This window comes from Pseudomonas sp. JC1203, from assembly GCF_056175065.1.
Map to the genome: position 1 here is coordinate 440,420 of NZ_JBWCAM010000002.1, position 23,293 is coordinate 463,712.

The following is a 23,293-nucleotide window of genomic DNA, read 5'->3' on the forward strand; positions in this document are numbered from 1 at the left end:
TTTCCGCGTGTACTCCCGTCACCCAGACGCCGACCGCGTTGTTGTAGCAACCTGCGGCCTTCGTAGCGGGCGACACACCGTGGGTTGAGCCAAACGATTGCACCCTGCCCGCCAACTACGCAGCGGTGCCTGCCAAAACTCGCCCTGCTGCTTCCCAGCAACCTCGCTTACAGGTCGCCGATGACGACCAGGAGTACACTTGTACCCTTTCTTGAAATTCCCAGCTCTTCGACTCGCCCACTACCACTGCCTTCAGCCCACCCGCAAATACGATCACCCGCACCTCAATTTGCAAGGCGCTTACGGGGTTGCAATCCACGATGCTGAAGGTCGGCGCAATGGATGCAAAACGGTTGAGCTGCTGAGCGCTACCCATGAACTTGAATATCTTCAAATGCATCCCCAGGCCTTCAAGGTCGATAGCCTTCTGCCAGCGACTCGGTTGCAGACTACGTCAGCAGGTACTTGCCCTCGCCTTCATCGTTTCCACACCGTGCTTCGCGTTGACGACGCCGGCCATCGTTGCCTCGGTCAGCTCACTGCAATGCCTGGAGTACCGGGTCGTCGGCATCTGCTATTGGCTGTTGTGCAGCCCCTTCGGTTGCACGGTCCGCACCTCGCCCAAAATCCGCCACTTCATTCCCGAACTGGTGGTATCGAGCTACACCGACACTGGGGCCAACCCTTGGCTCGAAATGTCGGCCCTGTCGATGCCCGTTCCCGGTTCGGAAGGAGGGGGTAACCTCATTACCTCCTCCCCGCGACGCGACAACCTACCCCGCTTCAAGAATGTCGACGCCATCGGCCATCCCGGAGGGCTGGCGCTGACAGCCCTCGCCCAGCGCTTTGGCTATAGCTGCCCGACCGGCGCAACCCCGCTTACTCCCTATTACCTCAGCACCCTCGATCCACTTGGCTGGCGTCACGGTATTCCCGAGTCAGTCTACCCCCAGGCGCTGGTGCCCGGCGTACGTGAAATCGGCAGCCAGGCGCTGGGCGAGATGTGGGGGAATATCTATCCCCGAGAGGGTTTCCTGATCCAGCCAGACGACTTCAAAGCCGCCGCCGTCATGGCCCAACGCGCCAGCGATTTCATCACCCGGATGGGGCAACCTCGCGTCTACCTGCCACTGCAGTCCATGCCCTATGACGGCTACTGGCCGCCGCTGCCGGTAATGGAAAACGACGTCAGCAACCATCGCTGGCAGCTGCTCTACCCGCAACAGCAAAGCACGTGTGCGGTGTTTCCAAGCCCAGCGACTCAAAGCGACGACGGTGCCTACGCCTGGTCGCTATGGCGGCCCTACCGCTGTTGCCAGCGCATGGGCCAGACCTTCCTGTTCAGCATCGACTTCGACGGAGGCCACTAATGAGTGCGCGCAAATGGCACTGCCCAATTGCCATGCTGTTCGGCCTGATGGGTGCACTGTTCTGCGCATCCAGCGCTGCGGCGGATGGTGACTACAACCTTGGAGATCAAGGTCAGGTACTGGATGACCGGGTGATGTACACCATCGGTGGTGGCTCGGCCGCAGGAGCCCCCTCCTCGTTGTACCGCCCCAGTGGCCTGGGCGTGGGGCTGTCATGGCGCGCCAACATGATGTGCGGAAACATGAACCTCGCCAACACACTGCAGAACCAGTTGAACGGCGCCACCCAGGGCTTCCAGCAGATCATGGGTAACGTCATCCAGAATGCCACGCAGGCGGTGATGTCACTGCCGGCGATGATCATCCAGCGTGCCAATCCTGGCCTCTACGAGTTGCTCAGCAACGGGGTGCTGCAGGGTCGGCTCGATTTCGACCGTTCCAAGCTCACCTGCCAGGCCATGGCCGCCAAGATGGCCGACAAGGTCGATCAAGCCGGCTGGGGCGACATGGCGAAGAACCAGGAGATGCAGGCCAACCTTGAACAGTCCGGCGGCGACGCGGTAACTGCGGTGAAAAACACCGAGACCAACAACGGCAACAATGGTGTCAGCTGGGTCGGGGGCCAGAAAGCCGGTGGACGAGCCCAAGCGCCCATCCGGGTGACCGCCGACGTCGTCAAGGCAGGCTACAACCTGCTGCACAACCGCTCGCTGGACGACAGCTCTGCTGTGGGCGCTGCCTGCCAGAACGGTGCCATCTGCCAAGCCTGGTCGAGCCCAAGCGAAGCCTCCGACTGGGCGACCCGGGTGCTGGGCGAGGCCGAGGTGGAGACCTGTGACGACTGTGAGACCCTGCGTACGACGGCAGGTACCGGTCTTTCGCCTCTGATCCAGGAAGCCTACACCGAGCAGTTGACCGGCCTGCAGCGGCTGGTGGCGGGCACAGATCATCCTACGCCCGAGAATCTGAACAAGGTATCCAGCCCGCTGCTGCCGGTATCGCGCGGCGTGATCGAGGGCTTGCGCGATGACCCAGACCAGGACTTGCTCGCCCGGCGTCTCGCCAGCGAAACCGCGCTGTCGAGCGTCATCTACAAGGCCATGTTGCTGCAGCGCACCCTACTGGCAGGCAGTCATGAGCCCAACGTGGCATCGGCGCAGCCCGCAACCAACGCGCTGAACAACAACGTCGAAACCCTGGACCGGGAAATTCGCCTGCTGCGAACCGAACTGCAGGTGCGGCAATCCCTGGCCACCAACACCGCCAGCCTGGTGCTGGACCGCCATGCCGGCGGTGCAGATGCCTCACGCATCATCGACCAGCGCGACCCGGAACCTGGCAGGCTCCAGCGCGCCGATCAAGGCAGGAGCACGCCATGACGATGGCCACCCTCAAGGCAGGTCTGATAGGCGTGCTGCTCGGTAGTGGCACATGCGTGGCCCTGCTGTTGATCGCCTGGTTGGCCATTCACTCCCTGAATATGTGGCCTGAATGGCCAACGATCCCGCGCGCCCTAAGCGGCTACCTCGCGGGCTGCCGCGTTTTGCTCTACAGCCTGATCAGCGCCGGCTGGTGGCGTGCATTCCGAATGCAGCGCTCTACAGAAGGCCGGCGCCGCTTGCGGTGCCTGGCGCTGATCGGTTTCAGTGCCATTGCGTTGGTTGAACTGACACGTACGTGAGGTGAACCATGACCCTGAGCACCAACAGTTACTTGGAGTTCTACCTCTCATTGCTGGCCTGGATCATCAACAACGGCATCTGGAACACGCTGGTCGACACGGGGCTGTTCGCAGCCCCGTTTGGGGCCATCATCCTTCAAGAATGGCTGTCTGCACGACAACAAGGCGCTGATGAGGGTAACAAGGGGCTGCTGTCGATCCCTCGCGTCGAAAACCGTTTATGGATGGCCTACGTGGTGATCCTGTTCGCCTGCATCCCGTTTTTCCCGCTGAACCTGTCGTCGATTACCTTCGATGACGCGGCCAGCCAGCGCTGCGGCGTCTCACTGGCCAAGCCGGCTGATACGTCTTGGGGCACAACGTTTAACACGATCGGCGACAAGTCGGCGAACGTACCGGTGTGGTGGTTTCTCGTGCATGCGTTGAGCAAGGGCATCACTGCGGCGGCCACGGCGGGCATCCCCTGCGCGCCCGATATCCGTGAATTGCGCATGGAAATCGACAGCTCCCGCATCAGTAACCAGGTGTTGCTGCAGGAGGTCGCGGATTTCACGCGGGATTGCTATGGCTACTCACGGTCGCGGCTGTTTACCAATCGGCCAGAGCTCGACAAGGCGCAAAGCTACGACGCCTCCTGGATTGGTTCGAGCTACTTCCTCAATACGTCGGGCTACTACGATATCGACCGCTCACGGACGCCGAGGGTCGCATGGCCCTACGACGAGGCTCGCGACACGTCGTTACCGCAGTTGGCCAACGGCGCGGGCTATCCCAACTGCAAGCAATGGTGGAGCGATGCCGATGCTGGCCTGCGCGCGCGCCTGCTGGCCGACGTCGATTCCTCGCTGATCTCTCGCCTGGAGGGCTGGTTGACGGGCAGTACCAACACCGAGGTCGAAGATGCCACGCTACGCGAACTGGTCAGCCCGCGGCAGCAGTCCATCAGCATGTCCCCAGGCCAAGTGTTCCAGGACTATGGCAGCAGCGCCCGAGGCGGATCGATCACGCAGGGCTTGAACAACCTTGCCACCAACACCGGACTGGCGCTTGGGTCATTCAGCAATTTCCCGGCGATGACTGCGCTGCGGGCCGCACTGCCGATGGTGCAGGCGTTCCTGATCCTGGGCTCAGTCATCAGCCTGCCGCTGGTGCTGCTGATCAGCACTTATCAGTTGAAAGCCTTGATGACCGTGACCTTCGCACTGTTCACGTTGCACATGCTGACCTTCTGGTGGGAACTGGCTCGGTGGGTGGACTCGAGCGTATTGGACGCTTTGTACAACCAGGTCTCAGGGGCCGACCAGACGCTGTTGTCGCTTCCCACCTCCGGCTTCATGGATGGGACTGTGACAGCGCAGGTTATCGAATACGTGATGGGCGCGATGTTCGTTGTTCTGCCGATGCTGTTCCTAGGTACGATGAGCTGGGCTGGCTATGCAGTGGGATCAGGCATCCAAAGCATGCTTTCGAATGGAGGCAAGACAGCCAGTGATGCCGCTAGCAAAGGTACTGACCAACTAACCAGCGCCGCTAGTAAATCAATCCGGTGATTTGAAGTCGCCGATGTAATGGCCGTGGCTGTCATAGTCGCCAATGTAGAGATCAGCACCCAAGTAATCCGGTCCAGGATCCTGATCCAGGGGACGCGGGTTCGCAACTGAGCGTATTGCGATCAGCAACGCGATCGCGAAGCCCATAACTACCAACAGACCCAACACTACAGCCAAAAACAAGGCACTGATAATCAAACAGGCTTTAGCGGCTTGTGCCAGCGCAAAGTAACCAACGTTGACTTGTGCTTTGAGGCTTCTCGACTCGTAGGCCGAAAAAAGTTTTGTGATAAGTCGCCGTAGAGTCCGCCCAGCGCGGTAACTCCTGAGCTCGATACTGGAGACGGTCTGGATAGAAGCAGCCATATCAATCCCTCCGCTGGTAGTCTACTGCGTGGATCCAAGACTTTACTTTAATCCTGCTGTTCATCTGTGGCAGACCGTCTATCTGAAGGGGAAGCCGCCAAGCGTTCCGTACACGTTCATGGAAATGATGCCTGAAAAACCAGCGCAGCTAAGTGTTGACGGTTACTTTGATGCATTGTTAATTAAGAATGCAACCGCTGGTTCTCCAGCACCCAGCTAGCCAGAACCTTGAAGGCTACGTCGCTTCGACGATGGTTCTCCCAAGTGTGATTCGCGTTCGGCAGCTCACACGATCGCCGACCCCACGGCGATGAACGCTCTCCCGACAGGCCCTGCTGACCTCGGCCTTCATACCAACCGCTCCACTGCTGGGAATTCCTCCCAGCTGGGCGGTATTCCTCAGCGCTATTGCTCGAGGAAATTCATCATGCTTCGATTCACGGGAACTGAACTGCAAGCAGTGCTGGCTGAGGCCGGCATCAACGGCTGCCGAGTCATCCTGGTCAAGGATCAAGGCGTTTACCTAATGTCCGAAATTGGCGAGTCCAAACCAGAAGGTGGGCGCAAGCGGATCGCATACGCGACCGGCTGCAATCCTGACATTGACGACTTTGGGTCGTGGTGGCACCGCGCTCGGGATGAGTTTGGTGGTGACGACTTTGTCGAATACTTCAACGTCGACGATCCCGTGCTGGCCGCGCTTCGCGGCACTTCGGGTTCGTTGCTGCTTGAGGCCACTCCTACACACCTGTGCCTGGCAGCGGAAGTTACCGTTCCTGGCAAGCTGTGAGCCAATCAACCACTGCCTGTGCCGACAGCACCTCATTACGGGGGGCGTCGGCAACAACGACCGAGGCAACATCAACCGTTCATCTGGTTTATGCGCTGCATTGTCTTCCCTGGAATTCGCTGGACCCCGCATGCCATTTGGCTGCACGAGCCCGGATTGACCCTTCGCCCAACTGGGTTTAAACCACAGTCACCAGCAGTGTTTCTCGATTCAAACCTGCGGCGAGCAGCCACCTGTTTATCTGCCAGGTGCCGTGCTCAACCGTGAATTGGGAGGTAGCGATGCTTAACTCCACTCCCTTGTCCACTGCGATCGTACTGAGTCCCGGCGTATGGCAATACGTCATGGAAGCCGACGGTGGAAGTCCACTATCTGGGCTTTCGAGTCAGCGGCTTTCACGCCTGTTGAGCACCACTCTGTCGTTGGCCAGTACCGGCTTGCACGGCGGTGCAGTCAACCTTGAGCTCGATGCCGACCTCCCAGTGGGCTCGCTGAAGCAGTTGCAAGTCAACGAGATGAATCCTGCTGGAGAACCTGCGTTTCTGTTGATTCACCTACCCAGCGAGGCAACAGTCGGCCCCTGAAAGCAGTCGGCCAACGCGACCTTGCAATCCTAATGGGTTGCCTGGGTTTGCTGGTGAGCAGTGTAGGGGGCCAAAACACTCGTACGCGCGCGAACATAACCACCGAAATGCGCCCGTGGGTATCAAGTTCGGTATCAGCGGGCATAGCTTGATACCATGCCGAATACGCATAACTTCCTCCCCGGCGTCCTGCCGAACGAAATCCCATTCCCTGTATAGGCTACCCTCCACCTTCAATCGGAGGATTCCCTTGATCGACGAAAATCAACTGGCCGACTTGCTGCGCCGACAGCACCACAATCAACTAGCCTTGGGCGCCGCGATAGAAGAAATCACGCTATGGTTGGAGACGAACGGCGGCTCAATAACCGCGAAGAATGCCCGAGATGCGCTGAAGACGCTCGACGATACCGAAGACCAGGTCTCTCAGGCTTTTGCTGGGATGCCATGATCTATGGGCAGATGACGTAACTGCTCAGGAATTGGCACGATTATCACCTATGAACGACGCCTACCAGGGCGCATGATGCCAACATGCCACCCACTAGGCGGACGTCATGCCAGATCGGCCAATGAAGCTCAGAAGATGGAACGAATCCTGGAGGCTTGTGGGAGACTGCGTGCAATGCTCCCGATGCGGCAGGTCGCAAGATAAACGCAACCGCGGGAAGCCCTTCGTCCATGCAAAAGACTGCCCGGCAGGGACTGCTGCCGATCAGGTGCCTTGGCGAGATCTTCACGACATCATCCACTCAATATTTGGCGTGGAATAATGCTCTATTACAGCCGTTTTTTTCGGCTTCGTCACGACGCCTCCCGGTCCACCGACCTAGGAGTACGTCACCCCGTGGTGACCTCCAACGTCTTCCAACTCTTCAGCTATAAAAAACTTACTAACTCGCGTCACTGGCTTTGCCATGAACAGACGAGGGAGTGGAAGCATCTTTTGGGCAAAACGCTTGGGCGGAATCGCCGCAGTGACGCAGGAAATGCTCAACGTCTAAGGGTCGGCTCATGAAAAAACCCTGAGCCTCGTCACACCCGTATTCACGAACCAAATGCAGGCACCGAAAACTCTCGATACCTTCAGCGACGGTACGGTAGTCCAATTGCCGGGCCAACTGAAAAACCGATTGGGCGATAATTCTATTTCTAGGTGAATGTTCGATGTTAGTGATCAGCGATCTGTCAACCTTCAATACGTTCGCTGGGATTTCCTGCAAATAAGCAAAGTTGCTGTAGCCCGTGCCGAAGTCGTCAATCGCTACGTCCACACCTAGGTTACGAACCGCATGCAACTGGCTAATCACCTGCGGTTCACCGAGTAACCATTCACCTTCGGTTATCTCAACCTCAAGCCGGGTAGGCGCGATGCCGTGACGAAGGCATGCGCCGTGGAGAGTTCGGGCGATGTCCATACCGTGGAAATCGAGCGGTGACAAGTTAACCGCGAGCCGCACCCCTTGATCTATGCATCTCGCCAGGTCGCGAAGGGCGTGTTGTATCACCCATCGGGTAACGTCACTGATTCTGCCGCCGCGCTCGATCAATGGAATGAACTCAGCTGGTGAGAGCTTGCCTAGGACAGGGTGGCGCCAGCCAATCAGCGCCTCCGCACCAAGCATACGACCACTCTCCAAGCTAAACCGTGGCTGGTACTCCAGGTAAACATCACCATTGGCCAAAGCAGTGCTGAAATCATTGATAAGCCCCAGAGCACGCCGATGAGCAAAGTCTTGAATTTCGTCATAAAGCGCCCATCCGCTAAGTCGGGCCGCTGCTCCGCCTGCTGCGTGCGCAGCCTTATGCAACAATGACTCTACAGTCAGGGTACCATCCTCACAGACTGCCAGGCCAATGCGTGGTCTATGCTCGGATAGGCAGTCGTAGATAATTGTCACCAGCCCCCGAAACAGCTCTTGATGGTGAACCGTGTCATAAGTCAACTGCACACAAAAATCGCGGTCACTGACTTGGTACAGCGCTCCGACGCTCTGTAGGCAAAGGCGCAAACTCCGAGCAGTCTCTTCAGACACCGGTCCAGAATGCTCCCCGAACTGAATCACCACCACTAACCGCACCTGCCCACTTGGCAACGAGATTCCCTTGGTGTCGATCAAAAGCTGTTGAAGATTCGGCAGACCGGTTAGCGGGTTTCGATATCTTAGTAAGTGCTGTTGATTAATTTGTACCATGACCATTTCGGCGAAATCCTGCAGCGCAGTAACCTCCTTCGCTGTCAGTTCTCGCGATTTCTTGTCGATTAAGCATAGACTCCCAAGGGCGCGACCGTAGCTGTCACGTAGGGGGGACCCGGCATAGAAGCGGACGCCCTCGGACGCCAGCACATAATCATTGGAGCTAAAGCGTGGATCTAGCCGCGCGTCCGGCACCTGCATTACCTCGAACCCGGCGATGGTATACCGGCAGAACGACTGATGGATTGGCGTTTCGCCAAGTTCAAAGCCCACCCGCGCTAGGAACCATTGGCGCTCCTGCTCGACGAAAGAAATCAGCACAGTCGGCACCTGAAAGTAGCTGGCAGCAAGCCGACAGATTCGGTCGAAGTTTTCTGTGGCGGCCGTTTCAAGCCACTGCAGCGCGTGAACGGCGGCAAGGCGATCCTGTTCTAGGCGAGACGGCTCGGGCATAGTTTGGCTCTCGCAAAGTAAACGTGGCTAAGAAAATATAGCTAAGCAGTATCCCGGAACAACCTGCCATTCGGCAGAATCGGTGGAGTGGGTGCTCATCGGTTGCATCTGAACTGAGGCCAGATGGCAATATTTCACCCTTGAGCTACGATCACAAGGGGCGCCACCATGGACGACAGGCACTCCCCGCCAGGCGCGTCCTTCGCTTGGCGGTTTTTTGACGCATGTCGTGGTTGCGACCTTTAAGGAATAGACGCAGCGGTCTGGCTCACCGCGGAGAATGGGCTGCCCTGATCCTACCCCTCAACCTGAGAGCGCGAGTCTGCGCACTCCTTCAATCCCCGACATCGTTTTTGAACGTATCCCGTCCTTCATACGACATCCTCGCCGCTGCAATAGCCGCCTCCTCATCCGACTCAAAATAGGTGACCGAACCATCAAGGCTGGTCACAGCAAATACTACTTCGTGTCCTGCGAGTCGATACCTCTCCGGCATATCGTCACCGCACAGGGTCTTTACCTTGACTGACATAGCGCCTCCAAAAAAAAACTGACAATCCCGATCGGGTAATACTCTAGCCTTTGGTCAGGCAGAAAGCGGCAATACCCGTGGAACTCGCTTTGGAGGGCGAGGTCCGACTTTCAAATCCGTAATGAGGTCGTCACGATGAGCAGCACCAAGGAAAACCGCGCTCAGTTAATGGCTAACCACCCCGAGCTAAAGGACGCGCTGGAACAACTTTCTGCATCAGAATTTCAGGCGCTAATGGCCGCGTTTAATCGCTTAGCAGGCGGTATTGAGGCTGCGAGGGATCAGTTGCGGAATACGCAGAACTCGTTAATTCAGACAAAAAAGCCCGATGCAGAAACTGTGCATTAATCAGAAAAGGCTTGCAGCTGGGAACTACACTGGGATGGCGCTCAAGGGCGGTGGTGGATTAACATATGAAAATGCGTACCAAGCACCCTTGGCACGCCCTTCCTGTACCTCACGACAGAGTGTGCATGCTGTGAAGAAAGCAGAACTACTGATCCAGTGGAACAACCGCTGGCGCTTATCCAACAACACCGTTGAATGCAGGAGATGCAAAGCGAGGCAGAGCGAAGACAATAGGCAATCTCCCTTCGTACACGTCGCTGGTTGTATCACGCCTGAGAATACCTCCCCCTGGATCGATTTAGACTCCGCTACCAGATAAATTGCCCTTACCCCATCGCTGCGAGAGTACGGGTTTAACCTGCCATTCTAGAGCTCCGCGTCGATGGCGCCCGAGGCCCGGACCTTCGTTTCCACCGGGTCGCTCTTCTTCAGGCGCACCGTGGCGAAGGCCGGCACCTCTACGGCCGCCACCGTGCACGGCACCGGCACGGCCACCTCCACCCTGACTGTCCGCACCTCCGGCTCTTGGCGCGCGCAGCCCGCCAGCAACGTCCCCAATCCCAAGGCTAGCAATCGCCTCATAACCCCAGCTCCTTGTCGATTACCGTGGTGGCAGCCGCACAGCTGTCGCCCCCGATGTGCTCACGCTGAATCCGGTTCGCCTCGCTGTAATCGCCTTGGGCCTGTTCCTGGGCGGTGGCCACGGCCTTAGCGGCTTCGGCTGCTCGGTCGTTGGCCTGCTGCACCAGGTCGCCCAACTGCTGGCCCTGCTCCTGGGTGAGCTGCACTAGGTTGTCCCGCGCAGCCACGGAGGTGGTGGTCTGGCCGTTGGCCGCGTCCAGCAGGGGACGGTAGTACCCGGCGGCCAGCCACACCCGGCCCCGGCGCCCAGCGCCAGCAGTAACAGCGCGGCCAGGCCGACGCCCAGCACCTTCAACTGCGCGGGCGCCATGCCAGCGCCCTGCGCACGCCGTCTTCAATCACCGCCTGGGCGTACGGGATGCCCCCGCTTTCGTGATTGATGATGCCCATCACCAGCCCCAGCAGGGTCTTGAAGTCGCCCAGCACCAGCGGCACGCCGGGCAGCACCACCATCCGCTTGGCCACGGCCGCGATATAGGCAGCGGTGTTGTTCTCATTGCCCCGACAGACGAGCACCAACTTGCCGATCGCGCGGATGCGGTTCTCGGCGCAGTCAAACAAGGCGAAGCGCGGGTTCGGCACGCCGGCGGTCTTGGGCTCCAGGCCCAGCTGGCCCACCCAGGCGTTGCGCGGGTTGTAGTCGATGTTGCCGGGGTTGTTGTTGCGGACGCCGCGGGGAGTGGCTGGCATGTACTTTTTCTGAGCAACAACGCGGCCGGCGTACAGCCGCTGATCGGCGCTGCACCGGGCGAGGAGTGCTACTTCTCGGCGGACGTGTTTGTCGAGAGCACCCGGCAGGTGGGTTTGTGGATTGCGCATCAACGCTTGGGCCTGGCGCATGGCCGTAGCCGCTTCGTGTTCGTTCGCGCTTTGCGACAGCGCCAGGCAACGCTTGATCTTGCGGATCACCCGCTCGAGTTTGCTTTCATCGGGTTGGTGTTCGGTCATGGGGTGCTCCAGGCAGCCGCCCGCCTACCGATGGCTGGCTGAGGTGGCGGTTAATGATTGATTGCGGATGTGTTTTTTCAGCGCAGCCTGCGGAACTACCCCCTAAAAGAGCGTTCAATGAGAACTTCAGAGGAATTCAAGGAAGAGCTAAGGAAGGCGACTGCCGAGGTCCGATCGACCATCATGGAGTCTTCCAAATTTGTGCTGCGGGGGAAATCCCAGACGCCTGCGGATATCTGCAAATAGGCGTCAGGCCGAGGCCTTGCAGGTTTGGCCTGGATTGCTTGCTAGCGTCGCCGTGCCAAATTAATTACCCCCCATTTCCAGTCGAGCAGCGGCTAATCTTGGGTCAGGGTGGCGTATACCGATTGACTGAAAATTGGAGCTGCGCATGCAAGTCCAGACGACCAAACAGAACGGTGTGGTGGTTTCCGTATCATCTACAGGTGACTCGGGAGCCTGGGGGATCGACTGTGTAGTGATTGATGGCGTGCACCTTCCCCCTTGCCGGGCGACACTATATCCGAGCGCTGCTGAAGCTAAGGCCGCAGGTATCGCCTGGGGTGAAGCAATTCGTGCTGCCCAACAGCGGAACGAGGGCAGAGGGCTGAGCCATATGGTGGCGATATAGGGGTAGGTGTGGTTAGGCGCTGGCGGGCAGCGCCGGATGGTCAGTCGTCGTTGCCGTAGTAGAAGTCGTGGACGTCGACTCCTTGATACTGGACTTCCACACCGCCCGTGTAAAGGTTGAGAAGAAGCGCTTCGAGACCATACTTGGAGCCAAGGACGAGGGTCTTCGATGGGTCGTAATACCCCGCCACCGACCACGTGTGCCAGGACCTGCACCAAGCGCGCCGGGAGCACGTGGCCGGCCACGACCTGCTGCTAGCCTCGCCATGCTGCCAAGGGCACTCGAAGGCGCGCGGGAAGGCCTCGGGCAACCCGCAGCACGATTCGTCCCGCTCCACCGCCTGGGCCGTCGTGTCGGTCCTCGAGTATCACCGGCCGCCGGGCGCCGTGGTAGAAACGTGCCAGAGTTCGTGGGGTGGGCGCTCTATCCGGCCTGGCTGCAGGCGGTGCAGGCGCTCGGTTACTGGTCGCACCCCACATCGTCGATTGCGCGGACCTGGCGTGCCACAGCACCGGGTGCGTCTGTTCTTGGTGCTGACCCGCAGCCACCGCTGATGCTGGAGCTGCACCAGCGCCAGCACGTGCCCGCCGCCAGCTTCCTCGAGTTCACGGCGGGCAAGTGGTCGCCCATCGAGAAGCCAGGCCGGGCCGCCGCCACCCTGGCGCGCGTGGCCAACGGCCGAGCTGGGTTCGGCGACGAGTTCATCATGCCCTACTACGGCAAGGGCTCAGGTCTCACCGAACGGTGCACCAGCCGCCCCATCGGAACCATCACCACGCTCGACCGCTGGGCTCTGGTGCGCGGTGACGTAATGCGGATGCTTAGCGCCAGTGAAGCCCTGACCGCCCAGAGCTTCCCGGCCAGCACCCTGCGGCCTGACAACCACCGACTGACCATGCACATAGCGGGCAACGCGGTGCCGCCGCTGGCAGGCCAGCGCATCCTGGAAGCGATGATGGCTGCCGCGTAGCGACACGAGCACATTTGTACTCTACCCCCCATCATAGCCTGCTGCGGCGGGCGCAGAGGACAGATAGATGAACTACCCAGAAGACGATCAGAACGAGATCAACCGTCTGCACAACGAATTTGTGCACCACTCGCCCCGAAGCAATGACGACCTGATCGCCCTTCAGGATGCGAGCTACGCGCTTGGCCTGAAGCGAGGCCAGGCCCATGAAGCAGCCCTGTAGCAGCGCCTGACAGAGACGGATCAGCAACTGGACGAGCTGATCAGCGCGGTTCGCTCGCTCAATCGCGGCAAGGCCCACGAAATTCACCTGGGCACTGATGACCAACCCGGATACTGGTAGCGGAAGGAATGGATCGACGGGGTGCTGAAAAAAAGCTCTAAAGGCAGCGACCGCAAACCTGACAAAGAAAGATCGTGGAAATCTAGCTGCAAGGTTTCTAAGGTCACTCCGCACGCACCGAAGTCACCTTCAACGCGGCCACCTTAGCCGTATAAACGCCCCAGTTAAGAGCTTCTCGAATGTCACGATGGAGCGTCCCATAGCATTCCTCAAAAATACACCGTCCGCTCCTCAGGTAAACGCCCACAAACACGAAGCTCAACCTATTAGCAGATATTTGCACCTGCACGTCAATTTGGGTTCCTCCCGGAAGGATACCGCTATGCGTCATAGGCCTTACTGCAGAGCTTGTCCATTGGAGGTATACCGCTCCTCTAAGTCGCATCACATTTACCCGGCACGGCGCCACATGGGTTTATGGACTGAAAAGTACTGCCAGCGGCCTCGTACCTTGCCCCTAGATCGTTAGGAAACTCTAGGTCTCTCGCTCCCGCCTTCGATGTTAACCAGCCTGGGGCGCACGGGATGAGGCTTTGCGAGGAGTGGGTGCAACCACGATGTTGGCCGAGGTTGCAAAAAAGCGAGCCCTTTCAGCCCCACGCAACAAGGCGTGACTGATGGTCTCGTTCTGTAGGCATGGATAATACTCTTCTGCGAGAAGGGCACCGTCCGGTCCGTATACACCGATGAACATCTGAGTGTGGCCATCGCGTGAGAGTCTGGCCTGGACATCAATAGTCGTTCCATCGCATAGTTTTTCATCATGACTTCGATGATGGAGCGCGCAATCTGCCCATTCCCAAAACTTACAGCCGCGATTTGGCATTAGTATTTGTCCTCCCTGGGGGCCTCAAATTCTATAAGACGACCCCTTGAAATATACCACTTTCAACCTCCTGTCAAAGCGCTCCCACAAATGGTTGATGACGCATCTATCCAGCCAAGCATCCCTTGAGCTTTTAAGGGTGATCCAGCTCACCATGGTCTCAAACCAACCATGAGACCAGAGCTTGTGCAGCCGATTCTGAGAGACGCTCTAGGTTGGCTAGTGACCTACCGCCAATATCACATTCGCCAATGTGATCTCTGGAGTAGGACATTCGGCTCTCGTTTGCCACAGCCAGAGGCGAGTTTTCTCAATATCGAAAATCTGCCCCTCCTCGATCAAATGCTCAACGAGATCCACAGCGACCTTGTAGTGACCGCACCTCGGACACACGCGTTCCTCCCAATACTCATCACTTTGAAACCGCTCTGCTGGCACCGCGCAAATCGCATAATTCATATAGCTTTCCCTGCTTTACACGCACTAACTGAGTATCACTTTTTATATAGACCAAATTTTTTGAATCTGCGCAGGCTCATGCTCTGCCTGCTGAGATTCCCTACGCCCTTCCGTGCATCTGGCCTGCTCCGGCCGTATCGCCTCGATCTAGATTCAATGTGCCCAAGGTTGCGATTGAGCTGCGCGTAAAAGCTTTCCAGCAGGTCTCAGGGCCGGTCGGGGGATCGTGCGCCAATCGCTGGATCATCCAGCGTCCTCCCCCCTAGGTTATCTGTCACTGCCCGTTGAAAACCTCGACTAATCCAGCTTTGTTGGATCCTTAGTCAATTGACCTGGAGAAACTGCCGGGATGCGCGATATTCGTTCTTGCTCAAGCGCCTAATGCCCGATAAACGGAGGGATACCGCCTAGCTATTGGCCACTAAAGCGTGGAAGCTTATGCGTCACTTGAAGGCGGTAGCGATATGCCAGACCGGAAGCGCAGGTTGCAGCATTGGAACGCCGCTTGGCGGCTCTCTGAAACAACGATTCAATGTTGCCACTGCGGCAACACTCAGCCATCGCAGCAGGCCTACCGCGTGTTTCCCCATACCGCGCGATGCAGCGCTCAATCAGAAGGCAGCCAGCACCCGTGGCTGGACCTGGAAAAGCTCTTGCTGTCAGTCTTCGATCAAACGGCGCCGGCTGGAGACTGACATTTGGGCCAACGTCAGCGGAAGGTGTGCGTGTCGCCTGGTTCCCATCAACAGCAGGCCGAAGGAAGCCACTGTAATACAAACAGGTTCCGTATGCGCCTGCCGAGTGCTGCAGCTGCGGTGGTAAAACAAGCAGGCCGGAGAGGCCCTCGGTCGATGCCCCACCGCCTCAGACTACTGCAGCCAGCTTTCCACCGTGCCCGCCCCATGCTCCTGCTTCCAGTGTTTGAGGATCTTGTGGTTGCCACCCTTGGTTTCCACCACTTCACCACTATGCGGGTGCTTGTAGCGCTTGAGCTCACGTGGCTTGCGCTGCGGCGTGGCTGAGAACTTCGCGGCCGAGCGCCCGCCAGCGTTGACGGGGTCAAGGATAGCGACGATGTGCTTCAGGCTTACCCCGTACTCTTCCAGCAACGCCTTGAGCTTGCTCTCGAACTCGATCTCACGCTTCAACTCGGCGTCGTTCTTCAACGCATCCAACTGCTGAATTTTCGCGGCGAGTTGCGCCTCAAGGGCTTTGAATTCGGCAAGCTTTGACATGGGAAATCCCTTTGCAAGATGAAATTATTTAGATGCGACTGCACTTCAGAAGCAAAGGATAGCCGAAAGGTTCAAAACTAGTTGATACCAGCCGCCGGAATATCAAGCGGGGATGCACTCAACAACTGCCGCCAGGCGGTGTCCGCCGATGCCCCCTGATTGAGGTCATACCCGCGTGATTGAAACAACTTCGATGTACTTGTACTTCTTTTTCTTGGCTAGCTCGCGGGCTTCTTGCTCCGCCAACAGCGTGCTCAACGTCCGAGCATCATGAACCAGGCTTTCAACCTCACCCTCAAAGGTTTTGCCGACCTGCAAGGTGACACGTAGTTTCGGAAACAACGAAGTCGACGTCGCCTGCTTCGTAGTGGACTTCGACACCGTGCGTTTGCTCGGCACGAACTGCAGTTCAGAGGCATCGTCCGTTTCGGTCGGTGTGGCTAGGCTGGAGGGGCCAAACAATGCTTCACGCATTTGTTGTTCTGTCAGTGAATCATTCATCGTCAAATACTCAAGGGCGCTTTCGCCCGCAATGGCGGCCCGCCGAAGAGAGGACTTGGTAAATGTAGTTAGGGCAATTGAAAACAGCCTAATCGACTGCCTGAACCTACATCAATCCAGGCCATGACGAAACCCAGGCCCGCCAATGCTCGCCGAGCTATCCGGACGATGTCCGCGTTGTCGTCCTGTGCCGACACGCCATCTCCGCTGTCTGCTCCTACCCTTGGGGCACGCCATGTCATCCAGGCGGGTAGGCAGGCGCGACACAGAAGTAGGCCGTCATGCGTCAACAAGGCTCATGCTTCACCGCGTGGGATGACCGCGGGATCCACGCCGTGGTACACCGGGAATCGCTGGACGATGGCACCGAGATCGATGTCAGGGCCAGAATCGCGCGCAGTGGCGCTACCGAAATGTTCTTGAGTGTCTATGAAGCTAGCGGACGGATGCTCGCCGAGGAGAGCTATGCAGACCTGCCAGCTGCCTCTGTCGGCAAAGCCCTGGCCATGGGCGCTCAACGCGTCCGGGAGATTGCCATCAGCGCCATCCCCAGACGCGCATTGGCGATAATGATTGACCCACCCCTGCGGTGCTCAAGCCCAGGTGTCGATCGCTCCCGTCGCCTGGAATGGGCACTGTGCTTGCGGCGCCAGCCAGAGCACGTCGGCCCACCCGCCATCACCAGCCTGCCCATATTCGACGCTTGCACGTTCAGATTTGCGCCCCTTGGCAAAAGGGAAACGGGGTAAAGGGTAAGGGCGGCAAAGGAAGGGCTGGCAAGGGTAAGAGGCTTATCCGAAAAGGCAAAAGGACCTCATGGGTATTCAACCGAGGTGGCGACGATGCCGAGTTGGTTCACGCATGAAAAGGCCAAAGTCCCCACGCCCTCATCTACCCCCATTGCCGAGGGCTATTATGCACCGATGACGGCCAAAGCGCTGCTCGCCGCGGAGCACCGACAGAAGCTGCTCGAGCGCATCTGGCAATACACGGCGCTGTCCCAGCCGCAGTTCGAGCAGCTCTACCTGAGACCGATCCGCCGCTACGCCGACTATGTCCAGCAGCTGCCGGCGAGTGAAAGCCACCACCATGCCTACCCCGGCGGCATGCTCGACCATGGCCTGGAGCTGGTAGCCTGCAGCCTCAAGCTGCGCCAGTCCCACCTGCTGCCCAGCGGCGCCGCTCCGGAGGACCAGGCGGCCCAGGCCGATGCCTGGAGCGCCGGCATTGCCTACGGCGCCCTGCTCCACGACATCGGCAAGATCGCCGTCGACCTGCAGGTGGAATACCAGGACGGTCAACCTTGGCACCCTTGGCACGGCCCCCTGGATCAACCCTATCGCTTTCGCTACCTGAAAGGCCGCGATTACCAGTTGCACGGCGCCGCTGCCGGCCTGCTGTACACCCAGGTGCTGCACCGCCCTATCCTCGACTGGCTCAGCGGCTACCCCGCGCTGTGGGGCAAGCTGCTGTACCTGCTGGCCAACCACTACGAGCACGCCGGCATCCTCGGCGAGCTGGTCCTGCAGGCCGACCGCGTCTCGACGGCGCAGAACATCGGCGCCAACCCCGGCAAAGCCTTGCAGGCGCCCACGCACTCCCTGCAGCACCACCTGCTCAGCGGCCTGCGCCACCTGGTGAAGAACGAGTTCAAGCTCAATCAGCCCGGCGCCGCCGGCTGGCTCACCGAAGAACACCTGTGGTTGGTCAGCAAGACCGCCACCGACAAGCTGCGTGCCTACCTATTGGCACAGTCCGTAGACGGCATCCCCTCCTCCAACATCGCCCTATTCGATGAGCTGCAGTCGCACGGGTTGGTCGAGCCCACGCCTGACGGCAAGGCGATCTGGATCGCTGCGGTGACCGATGAAGGCTGGCAGCAACAGTTCACCTTCCTGCGCCTGCAGCCCTCATTGATTTGGGCGGATGAAACCCGACCGCCCACTTTCACCGGCACCCTCAAGACCGTCCTTGAGGGCACCTCCGACCCCGCAGAACAGCCAACCTCGCCCGGTACCGGTAACACCACACCGACAGCGGCCGACCCTGTATCAGCCAATGCGAACCGGCCCAACCCTACTAAGCCCTGCCCTTCCGAAATGGAGGACAGCGACTACCCAGGGCCCCTTCTGGAGCTATTTGAAACACCCGAGTTCGAGCCTAGTGCCCCCCCTTCCAGCGAGCCGGAGTTGACTCCAGAGAGCAACAACGATCTCGGTCAGCAGTTCGTGGAGTGGCTGCGCGCTGGATTGAAAGACCACTCCCTGATCATCAACGACAGCCAAGCGAAGGTGCATACCGTCAGCGGTACATACTTCTTGGTGACCCCGGGGATCTTCCAACGTTACACCTCGGAGCGCCAACCGAAAGGCAGCCATATTGAAGGCTCGCAAGCCTGGTTAAACGTCCAGAAACGCTTTGAAAAACTGAACCTTCACCTGCGCAGGCCGGACGGCCAGAACATCTGGTCGTGCCAAGTTCAAGGTCCTCGAAAACGCGGAAAACTGAACGGATACCTGTTGAAAGATCCCCTCGAACTCAGCGAAAAAAAGCTGCAGGACAATCCCTTTCTCAGGTTGACTGGAGACTAAATTATCCACGTTTACGGCACGGCTAACCAACCTCCTCCGCATTACTCCGATGAAATGAGAAAACAGCAGATCCAAAAACTATTAACCTAGTTGCCCTGCCTATTGAGGACCGACGCACAATGATAACTTTCATGCCCCACAGGAGGTTAGCGCACTCATTGCGCCCATGGCTACCTCGATGGAAGGAAAGTGGCCGGGCATGATCCGCATTGAAATGGCGCCAGACGTAAAAAGCTTAACTGTTATCCACGATAATCTCCACGGCAGAGCTTCCCCTGAACGTACGGCACCCCTTCTGTGAATATTTCAAACTCTGGGCCGATGGGCGACCGTCAGGCCCATGCGGGTATCGAAATGTAAAGCCCGTTGCAACACATGACTTGGATGACGGCAGCACAATTTTTTTGGTCCTCAATGCTATATTCGTTCGACTGCGCTATCATTTGATTATGACTGGCGAGCAATTTCGATAACATTTGAGAGGTTTTTGCGCAATCGCACCAAGCGGCTGCCTTGGGCTAGATATGACCTAATCAGAAAAAAATTTCAACAGTAAAACAAGATCCAGTCCGTGAATGAATTGGGCTTGCCCAGGGAATTTTATCGCCGGACAGCTCGATCATCCGACACATTGAAGTTTAGACTAGCGATTTGTATTTCCCTTCTAACTGCATTTAATCGAATTGACTTCAGATATTGGGACGGAGATTTGCCTGTAACAGCCACGAAACTATTATTAAGTGCACGCCGGCTAACATGTAGCTCTTTGCATATATCCCCTGCAGCGACTGGACTGCCCTCACTACCCAATATTATATTTTGGGATTTTTTCACTATGTCACTATAGGTGGCATACGTAATACTATGCGCCTGTCGCTCGGCCGCATTATTTATCAGATTTAGTAGCCGAACTAAAAAATCATCTCCAACTATTTTTAAATTTTGAAACATGCCAATAGAGGTCTTGCTTGACGCAGATAAGATCTGCATCAATAGCCGCCGCAACATAGACAAGTTTTGTGCGGGCAATCTACGCACCTCCACATAGCTCCTAGAAACAAGGCTTTCTTCGCCCAATACCCAGCATTTAGGGATAACTATAACGAAATAGTCCGTACTGGACGGAGTATGAAACAGAAATTCAGTTCCTCCAGTTAGTATCAGTATAGAATCTTGGCAAAGCGGAAAACCATGGACGCTACAGGCACCATTCAGGTGCATGGGCACCGCAATACTCAGTTTATCGAAAGGGGTATGACCGACCTGCACCAAGCGCTGATTGAATTGTTACCTGCTGATGCTGACTCGGTTGACCGAGCGTCATTCGGCGGCCGGCAAGTTGACCGGTTCCTGCGCAAGATGCATTTCATACCGCGCGAGGTATCAGAGCTGGATGAGCTAGGCGCAATTGCGGAGCTGGTTGCCAACGGTGTCGGGGTGGCATTGGTACCCGAGACATTTGGGCACGCGGTTTGGCCGGCGGGAGTACGAGCGCTGGATTTGGGAGAACATACGTTCTACCGGGAGATCGGCTTAGTCCACCATTCCAAGCGAAACTTGAATGAGCCGGCGATGGTCCTCGCGGGCTTGATCGAACATGGCGCCAACACTTCCACAAGCCTGCACTCTTCCAGCTAGGCACGCACATCCCATAGACTTCCTGAACAGGCGATGCCCCTCTCAGCGCCCACTGTTTCAACAGGAGGCCTGCTGTAGGCGGCACGCGCCCCGCAGGGCGACGTCTGGCACGCGTGCCACGTATGATCATGGAGCGTTTGGGCACCAGCACGGGAACGCTCAGCGACGCATGGCCCATCGGGCAATCGCGGCGCAATCACCCCTATCCCGAAAGCCCCAAGACGGCACGATGAGGGTAACGTCAGCTCATCCTTCCCGGAAAAAACCGCAAACGGTAATCAACTCAGAAGTCGTACCGCACTGTCAGCCCTGCCGTCCTCGGGCTGCCGATCGACCCGCTGTAGGCTCCATTGGACACGGCCGATGCCGTCAGGTAGTAAATTTTGTCGGTCAAGTTGCGGACCCACAGCGACACGTCGGCCTGGCCGTCGCCCACATTGAAGCGTACTCCAGTGGACGCGTTGACCAGGCCGTAGGCGTCGATCTTCGACAGCGCCGAATTGTCCAGGGTGCCTTCTGCCGCAGAGCGGTAGCTGTACGACAGGTTGGCGTAAGGCTGCAGGCCGTTCGCTAGGTTCCACTGATAATGCCCGCTGGCATTGGCGATCCATTTCGATGCCCCAACCACGGCTTGCCCCGACAGGTCGCAGGTGGCTGCTGCGTTGACGGTACTGACCTCGCCGGGGCATGGCGCGTTTTTGAACGACAGGTAGGTGGTGTCGTTGTAAGAGCCGTTGAGGTTCAGGGTCAGGCCGCGCACCGGCAGCCAGGTCAGGTCCAGTTCGGCGCCGCGCGAACGCACGGTACCGGCGTTGGCCAGCACGGTGACGGGCGTCGCCGAAGTGGCGGTGATGACCCGGGTAGAGGCCTGGTAGCCGTTGACGCCCATCCAGAACAGGTTGGCGTTTACCAGCAGGCTGCGGTCGAACCAGGTGCTCTTGAAGCCCACTTCCGCGTCGTTGAGGCGCTCGGGGCCGATCACCAGGCTGTCGGTACCCATACCGCTGGACGGCACCGCCAGGTTAATGCCCCCGGACTTCTCGCCATGGGCCAGCGAGGCATACGTCATCAGGTTGGCGGTGAGGTGATAACTCAGGCTCAGCAAGCCGGAGGGCGACGCGCTGTGCAGGCCGAATTCGCCGGACTGATACGCGCCCATCTGCGCTAGGCGACTGGCTTGCAGCGCGGTGCTGAGCGTTGCACCGCCGGTAGGGTCAAAGCGATGCACGTCGGCGTTTTTTTCCTCATAAGTGCCGCGGATGCCCGCTGTCAGATCCAGGCGATCGGTGAGGTGCCAGTTGCCCTGAGCGAAAAGTGCATAGCTGTCGGTGGTGACTTTGCCATTGGTCTGGGTGCTGACATTGTTATAGATGTCGCGGTTGACGCCGGTCAAAAACACATCGGCGTCGGGGCCATAATCGGCAAAGTTGCGATTGCCGGTGTCTTGCCGGTACAGGTAGGCGCCCAGCACGTAGTCAAAGGTTTCGCCCACGGGCGAGGCCAAGCGGATTTCCTGGGAATACTGGCGAGTGGTGACTTCGGTGCCGCTGTCCAGAATCGCCGGCTGATCAGTTAGGTCAGCGTCGTTGTGCGGCAGGAAGTGCCAATAGCGGTAGGCGGTTATGGAGGTCAGGCGATAACCGCCGTCCAGATTCCAGTTGGCCTCCAGCGAGCTGCCGCCCTGGAACACCGCCAGCGACTGCGGCGAGTCGATGCTCACTTTGCCGTCGCGAGCGTAGTCGGGGTTGGCGCCGATAAGGGTGGCGCGCTGGCGGAAGCGGTCGGAGGCGCCGTACAGGGTCAGGACGCCGTTGGTGGACTTTTCCTGGTTGTAGTCGGTGATCCAGCGCAGACTGAAATCATCATTGGGCTGGAACAACAGTTGCCCGCGCAGGCCTTCGCGCTCACCGCCATTGAAGCTGCGGCCATCGTGTTCGTTGTCCACGTAACCGTCGTCGCGGGTGCGGTAAAACGACAGCCGCCCGGCCAGGGTGTCGGTCAGCGGGCCCGACATCGTGCCCTTGGTTTGCGCGTAGCCGTATTCGCCGCCGCTCACCTCCAGGCTGCGCTCTGGGGTAAAGGTGGGTGCGCGGGTGCTGATGTTAAGCACCCCGGCGGTGGTGTTCTTGCCGAACAGCGTGCCTTGCGGGCCGCGCAACAGCTCAATCTGGTCCAGGTCGAGCAGGTCGAAGCTGGCCATGCCGGGGCGCGACAGGTAGACGTTGTCGATGTACAGCCCAGTGCTGCCCTCCAGCCCCTCACCCACCTGGTTGTTGCCGATGCCGCGCACGGCGATGTTGGACACCCGGGACTGGCTGTAGGCAATGTTGACGCTGGGCAGCGCCTGTTGCAGGTCCTGCAGGCGATACAGACGCTGGTTCTCCAGGGCCTGGCCGCTGAGGGTGGTCATGGGTGTGGGAATGTCTTGGGCGTTTTCTTCGCGGCGGCGGGCGCTGACCGTGACGGTTTCCAGGTGGGCATCGGCCTGGGCCGTGGCATCGCTTGTGGCCTGGGTGTCGGCCCATGCCGGCAGTTGAACCAGGGCCAGCAGCAAGGCAGCACTGGGGCGACGCGCAAATGGTGCGGCAAAACGTGGATTGACCTTCAAACGAAACATCCTTTGCGCCCAACGGCGCT

General features: G+C 58.5%; 18 protein-coding genes and 3 pseudogenes. 12 read left to right on the forward strand and 9 right to left on the reverse strand.

Annotated features, from left to right (window positions below; genetic code table 11):
- Positions 1–374 precede the first annotated feature (374 nt).
- The 4 genes from AC0SZ7_RS05170 to AC0SZ7_RS05185 are packed head-to-tail and all read left to right on the forward strand — an operon-like array spanning position 375 to position 4,601.
- Positions 375–1,370 (forward strand): TIGR03756 family integrating conjugative element protein, encoded by a 996-nt coding sequence (locus AC0SZ7_RS05170; RefSeq protein ID WP_475503348.1) that lies wholly within the window; start codon positions 375–377, stop codon positions 1,368–1,370.
- Between the two features lie 32 nt (positions 1,371–1,402).
- Entirely contained in the window at positions 1,403–2,749 is a 1,347-nt protein-coding gene (locus AC0SZ7_RS05175) for an integrating conjugative element protein (RefSeq protein WP_475503395.1), read from the forward strand.
- On the forward strand, positions 2,746–3,051 hold the full coding sequence (locus AC0SZ7_RS05180) for a hypothetical protein (protein ID WP_475503349.1): 306 nt from the start codon (positions 2,746–2,748) through the stop codon (positions 3,049–3,051). The genes AC0SZ7_RS05175 and AC0SZ7_RS05180 overlap by 4 nt, the downstream gene beginning before the upstream one ends.
- An 8-nt stretch (positions 3,052–3,059) precedes the next feature.
- Complete coding sequence (locus AC0SZ7_RS05185; protein WP_475503350.1) at positions 3,060–4,601, forward strand: conjugal transfer protein TraG N-terminal domain-containing protein; 1,542 nt, start codon at positions 3,060–3,062, stop codon at positions 4,599–4,601.
- Here the strand turns inward: AC0SZ7_RS05185 and AC0SZ7_RS05190 are convergent.
- Positions 4,590–4,967 carry a DUF3742 family protein gene (locus AC0SZ7_RS05190; protein ID WP_475503351.1) on the reverse strand — a complete coding sequence of 126 codons (378 nt, stop codon included), beginning with the start codon at positions 4,965–4,967 and terminating at the stop codon, positions 4,590–4,592. The genes AC0SZ7_RS05185 and AC0SZ7_RS05190 overlap by 12 nt on opposite strands.
- A 427-nt stretch (positions 4,968–5,394) precedes the next feature.
- On the opposite strand from AC0SZ7_RS05190, the gene AC0SZ7_RS05195 reads away from it, so the two are divergent.
- From AC0SZ7_RS05195 to AC0SZ7_RS05205, 3 genes are all read left to right on the forward strand, one after another.
- Entirely contained in the window at positions 5,395–5,757 is a 363-nt protein-coding gene (locus AC0SZ7_RS05195; RefSeq protein WP_475503352.1) for a DUF3085 domain-containing protein, read from the forward strand.
- A gap of 344 nt (positions 5,758–6,101) precedes the next feature.
- Entirely contained in the window at positions 6,102–6,341 is a 240-nt protein-coding gene (locus AC0SZ7_RS05200; RefSeq protein WP_475503353.1) for a hypothetical protein, read from the forward strand.
- A gap of 250 nt (positions 6,342–6,591) precedes the next feature.
- Positions 6,592–6,792, forward strand: coding sequence for a hypothetical protein (locus AC0SZ7_RS05205; protein WP_475503354.1), 201 nt, complete (start codon positions 6,592–6,594; stop codon positions 6,790–6,792).
- Between the two features lie 442 nt (positions 6,793–7,234).
- On the opposite strand, the gene AC0SZ7_RS05210 is transcribed toward AC0SZ7_RS05205, so the two are convergent.
- The gene (locus tag AC0SZ7_RS05210; protein WP_475503355.1) at positions 7,235–8,992 is read right to left on the reverse strand and encodes an EAL domain-containing protein; all 1,758 of its coding nucleotides are present in this window, start codon (positions 8,990–8,992) and stop codon (positions 7,235–7,237) included.
- 334 nt (positions 8,993–9,326) lie between these two features.
- Entirely contained in the window at positions 9,327–9,524 is a 198-nt protein-coding gene (locus AC0SZ7_RS05215) for a hypothetical protein (protein WP_475503356.1), read from the reverse strand.
- Between the two features lie 135 nt (positions 9,525–9,659).
- On the opposite strand from AC0SZ7_RS05215, the gene AC0SZ7_RS05220 reads away from it, so the two are divergent.
- On the forward strand, positions 9,660–9,872 hold the full coding sequence (locus AC0SZ7_RS05220) for a hypothetical protein (RefSeq protein ID WP_475503357.1): 213 nt from the start codon (positions 9,660–9,662) through the stop codon (positions 9,870–9,872).
- Positions 9,873–10,265: 393 nt separating this feature from the next.
- Here the strand turns inward: AC0SZ7_RS05220 and AC0SZ7_RS05225 are convergent.
- The 3 genes and pseudogenes from AC0SZ7_RS05225 to AC0SZ7_RS05235 all read right to left on the reverse strand — a co-directional run.
- Positions 10,266–10,454 (reverse strand): annotated as a pseudogene (locus tag AC0SZ7_RS05225) (hypothetical protein); the annotation flags it as partial.
- Entirely contained in the window at positions 10,451–10,660 is a 210-nt protein-coding gene (locus tag AC0SZ7_RS05230; protein WP_475503358.1) for a hypothetical protein, read from the reverse strand. The pseudogene AC0SZ7_RS05225 and the gene AC0SZ7_RS05230, both read right to left, overlap by 4 nt.
- Positions 10,661–10,805: 145 nt before the next feature.
- Positions 10,806–11,462 carry a DUF2786 domain-containing protein gene (locus tag AC0SZ7_RS05235; RefSeq protein ID WP_475503359.1) on the reverse strand — a complete coding sequence of 219 codons (657 nt, stop codon included), beginning with the start codon at positions 11,460–11,462 and terminating at the stop codon, positions 10,806–10,808.
- An 828-nt stretch (positions 11,463–12,290) separates the two neighbouring features.
- On the opposite strand from AC0SZ7_RS05235, the pseudogene AC0SZ7_RS05240 reads away from it, so the two are divergent.
- Both AC0SZ7_RS05240 and AC0SZ7_RS05245 read left to right on the forward strand, forming a co-directional pair.
- A pseudogene (locus tag AC0SZ7_RS05240) lies at positions 12,291–13,063 on the forward strand (DNA cytosine methyltransferase).
- A 67-nt stretch (positions 13,064–13,130) separates the two neighbouring features.
- Complete coding sequence (locus tag AC0SZ7_RS05245) at positions 13,131–13,286, forward strand: hypothetical protein (RefSeq protein WP_475503360.1); 156 nt, start codon at positions 13,131–13,133, stop codon at positions 13,284–13,286.
- A 2,274-nt stretch (positions 13,287–15,560) separates the two neighbouring features.
- On the opposite strand, the gene AC0SZ7_RS05250 is transcribed toward AC0SZ7_RS05245, so the two are convergent.
- Together AC0SZ7_RS05250 and AC0SZ7_RS05255 are read right to left on the reverse strand one after the other, a co-directional pair.
- Positions 15,561–15,926: a histone-like nucleoid-structuring protein, MvaT/MvaU family gene (locus AC0SZ7_RS05250; RefSeq protein ID WP_475503361.1), complete on the reverse strand. Its 366-nt coding sequence runs from the start codon at positions 15,924–15,926 to the stop codon at positions 15,561–15,563.
- A 165-nt stretch (positions 15,927–16,091) separates the two neighbouring features.
- Positions 16,092–16,427, reverse strand: coding sequence for a hypothetical protein (locus AC0SZ7_RS05255; RefSeq protein WP_475503362.1), 336 nt, complete (start codon positions 16,425–16,427; stop codon positions 16,092–16,094).
- An 842-nt stretch (positions 16,428–17,269) separates the two neighbouring features.
- Here AC0SZ7_RS05255 and mobH point away from each other — a divergent pair.
- Both mobH and AC0SZ7_RS05265 read left to right on the forward strand, forming a co-directional pair.
- Positions 17,270–19,018, forward strand: coding sequence for a MobH family relaxase (gene mobH, locus AC0SZ7_RS05260; RefSeq protein ID WP_475503363.1), 1,749 nt, complete (start codon positions 17,270–17,272; stop codon positions 19,016–19,018).
- 1,311 nt (positions 19,019–20,329) lie between these two features.
- Positions 20,330–20,656 (forward strand): annotated as a pseudogene (locus AC0SZ7_RS05265) (LysR substrate-binding domain-containing protein); the annotation flags it as partial.
- Positions 20,657–20,939: 283 nt separating this feature from the next.
- Here AC0SZ7_RS05265 and AC0SZ7_RS05270 read toward each other — a convergent pair.
- Complete coding sequence (locus tag AC0SZ7_RS05270; RefSeq protein ID WP_475503364.1) at positions 20,940–23,273, reverse strand: TonB-dependent receptor; 2,334 nt, start codon at positions 23,271–23,273, stop codon at positions 20,940–20,942.
- Positions 23,274–23,293 lie beyond the last annotated feature (20 nt).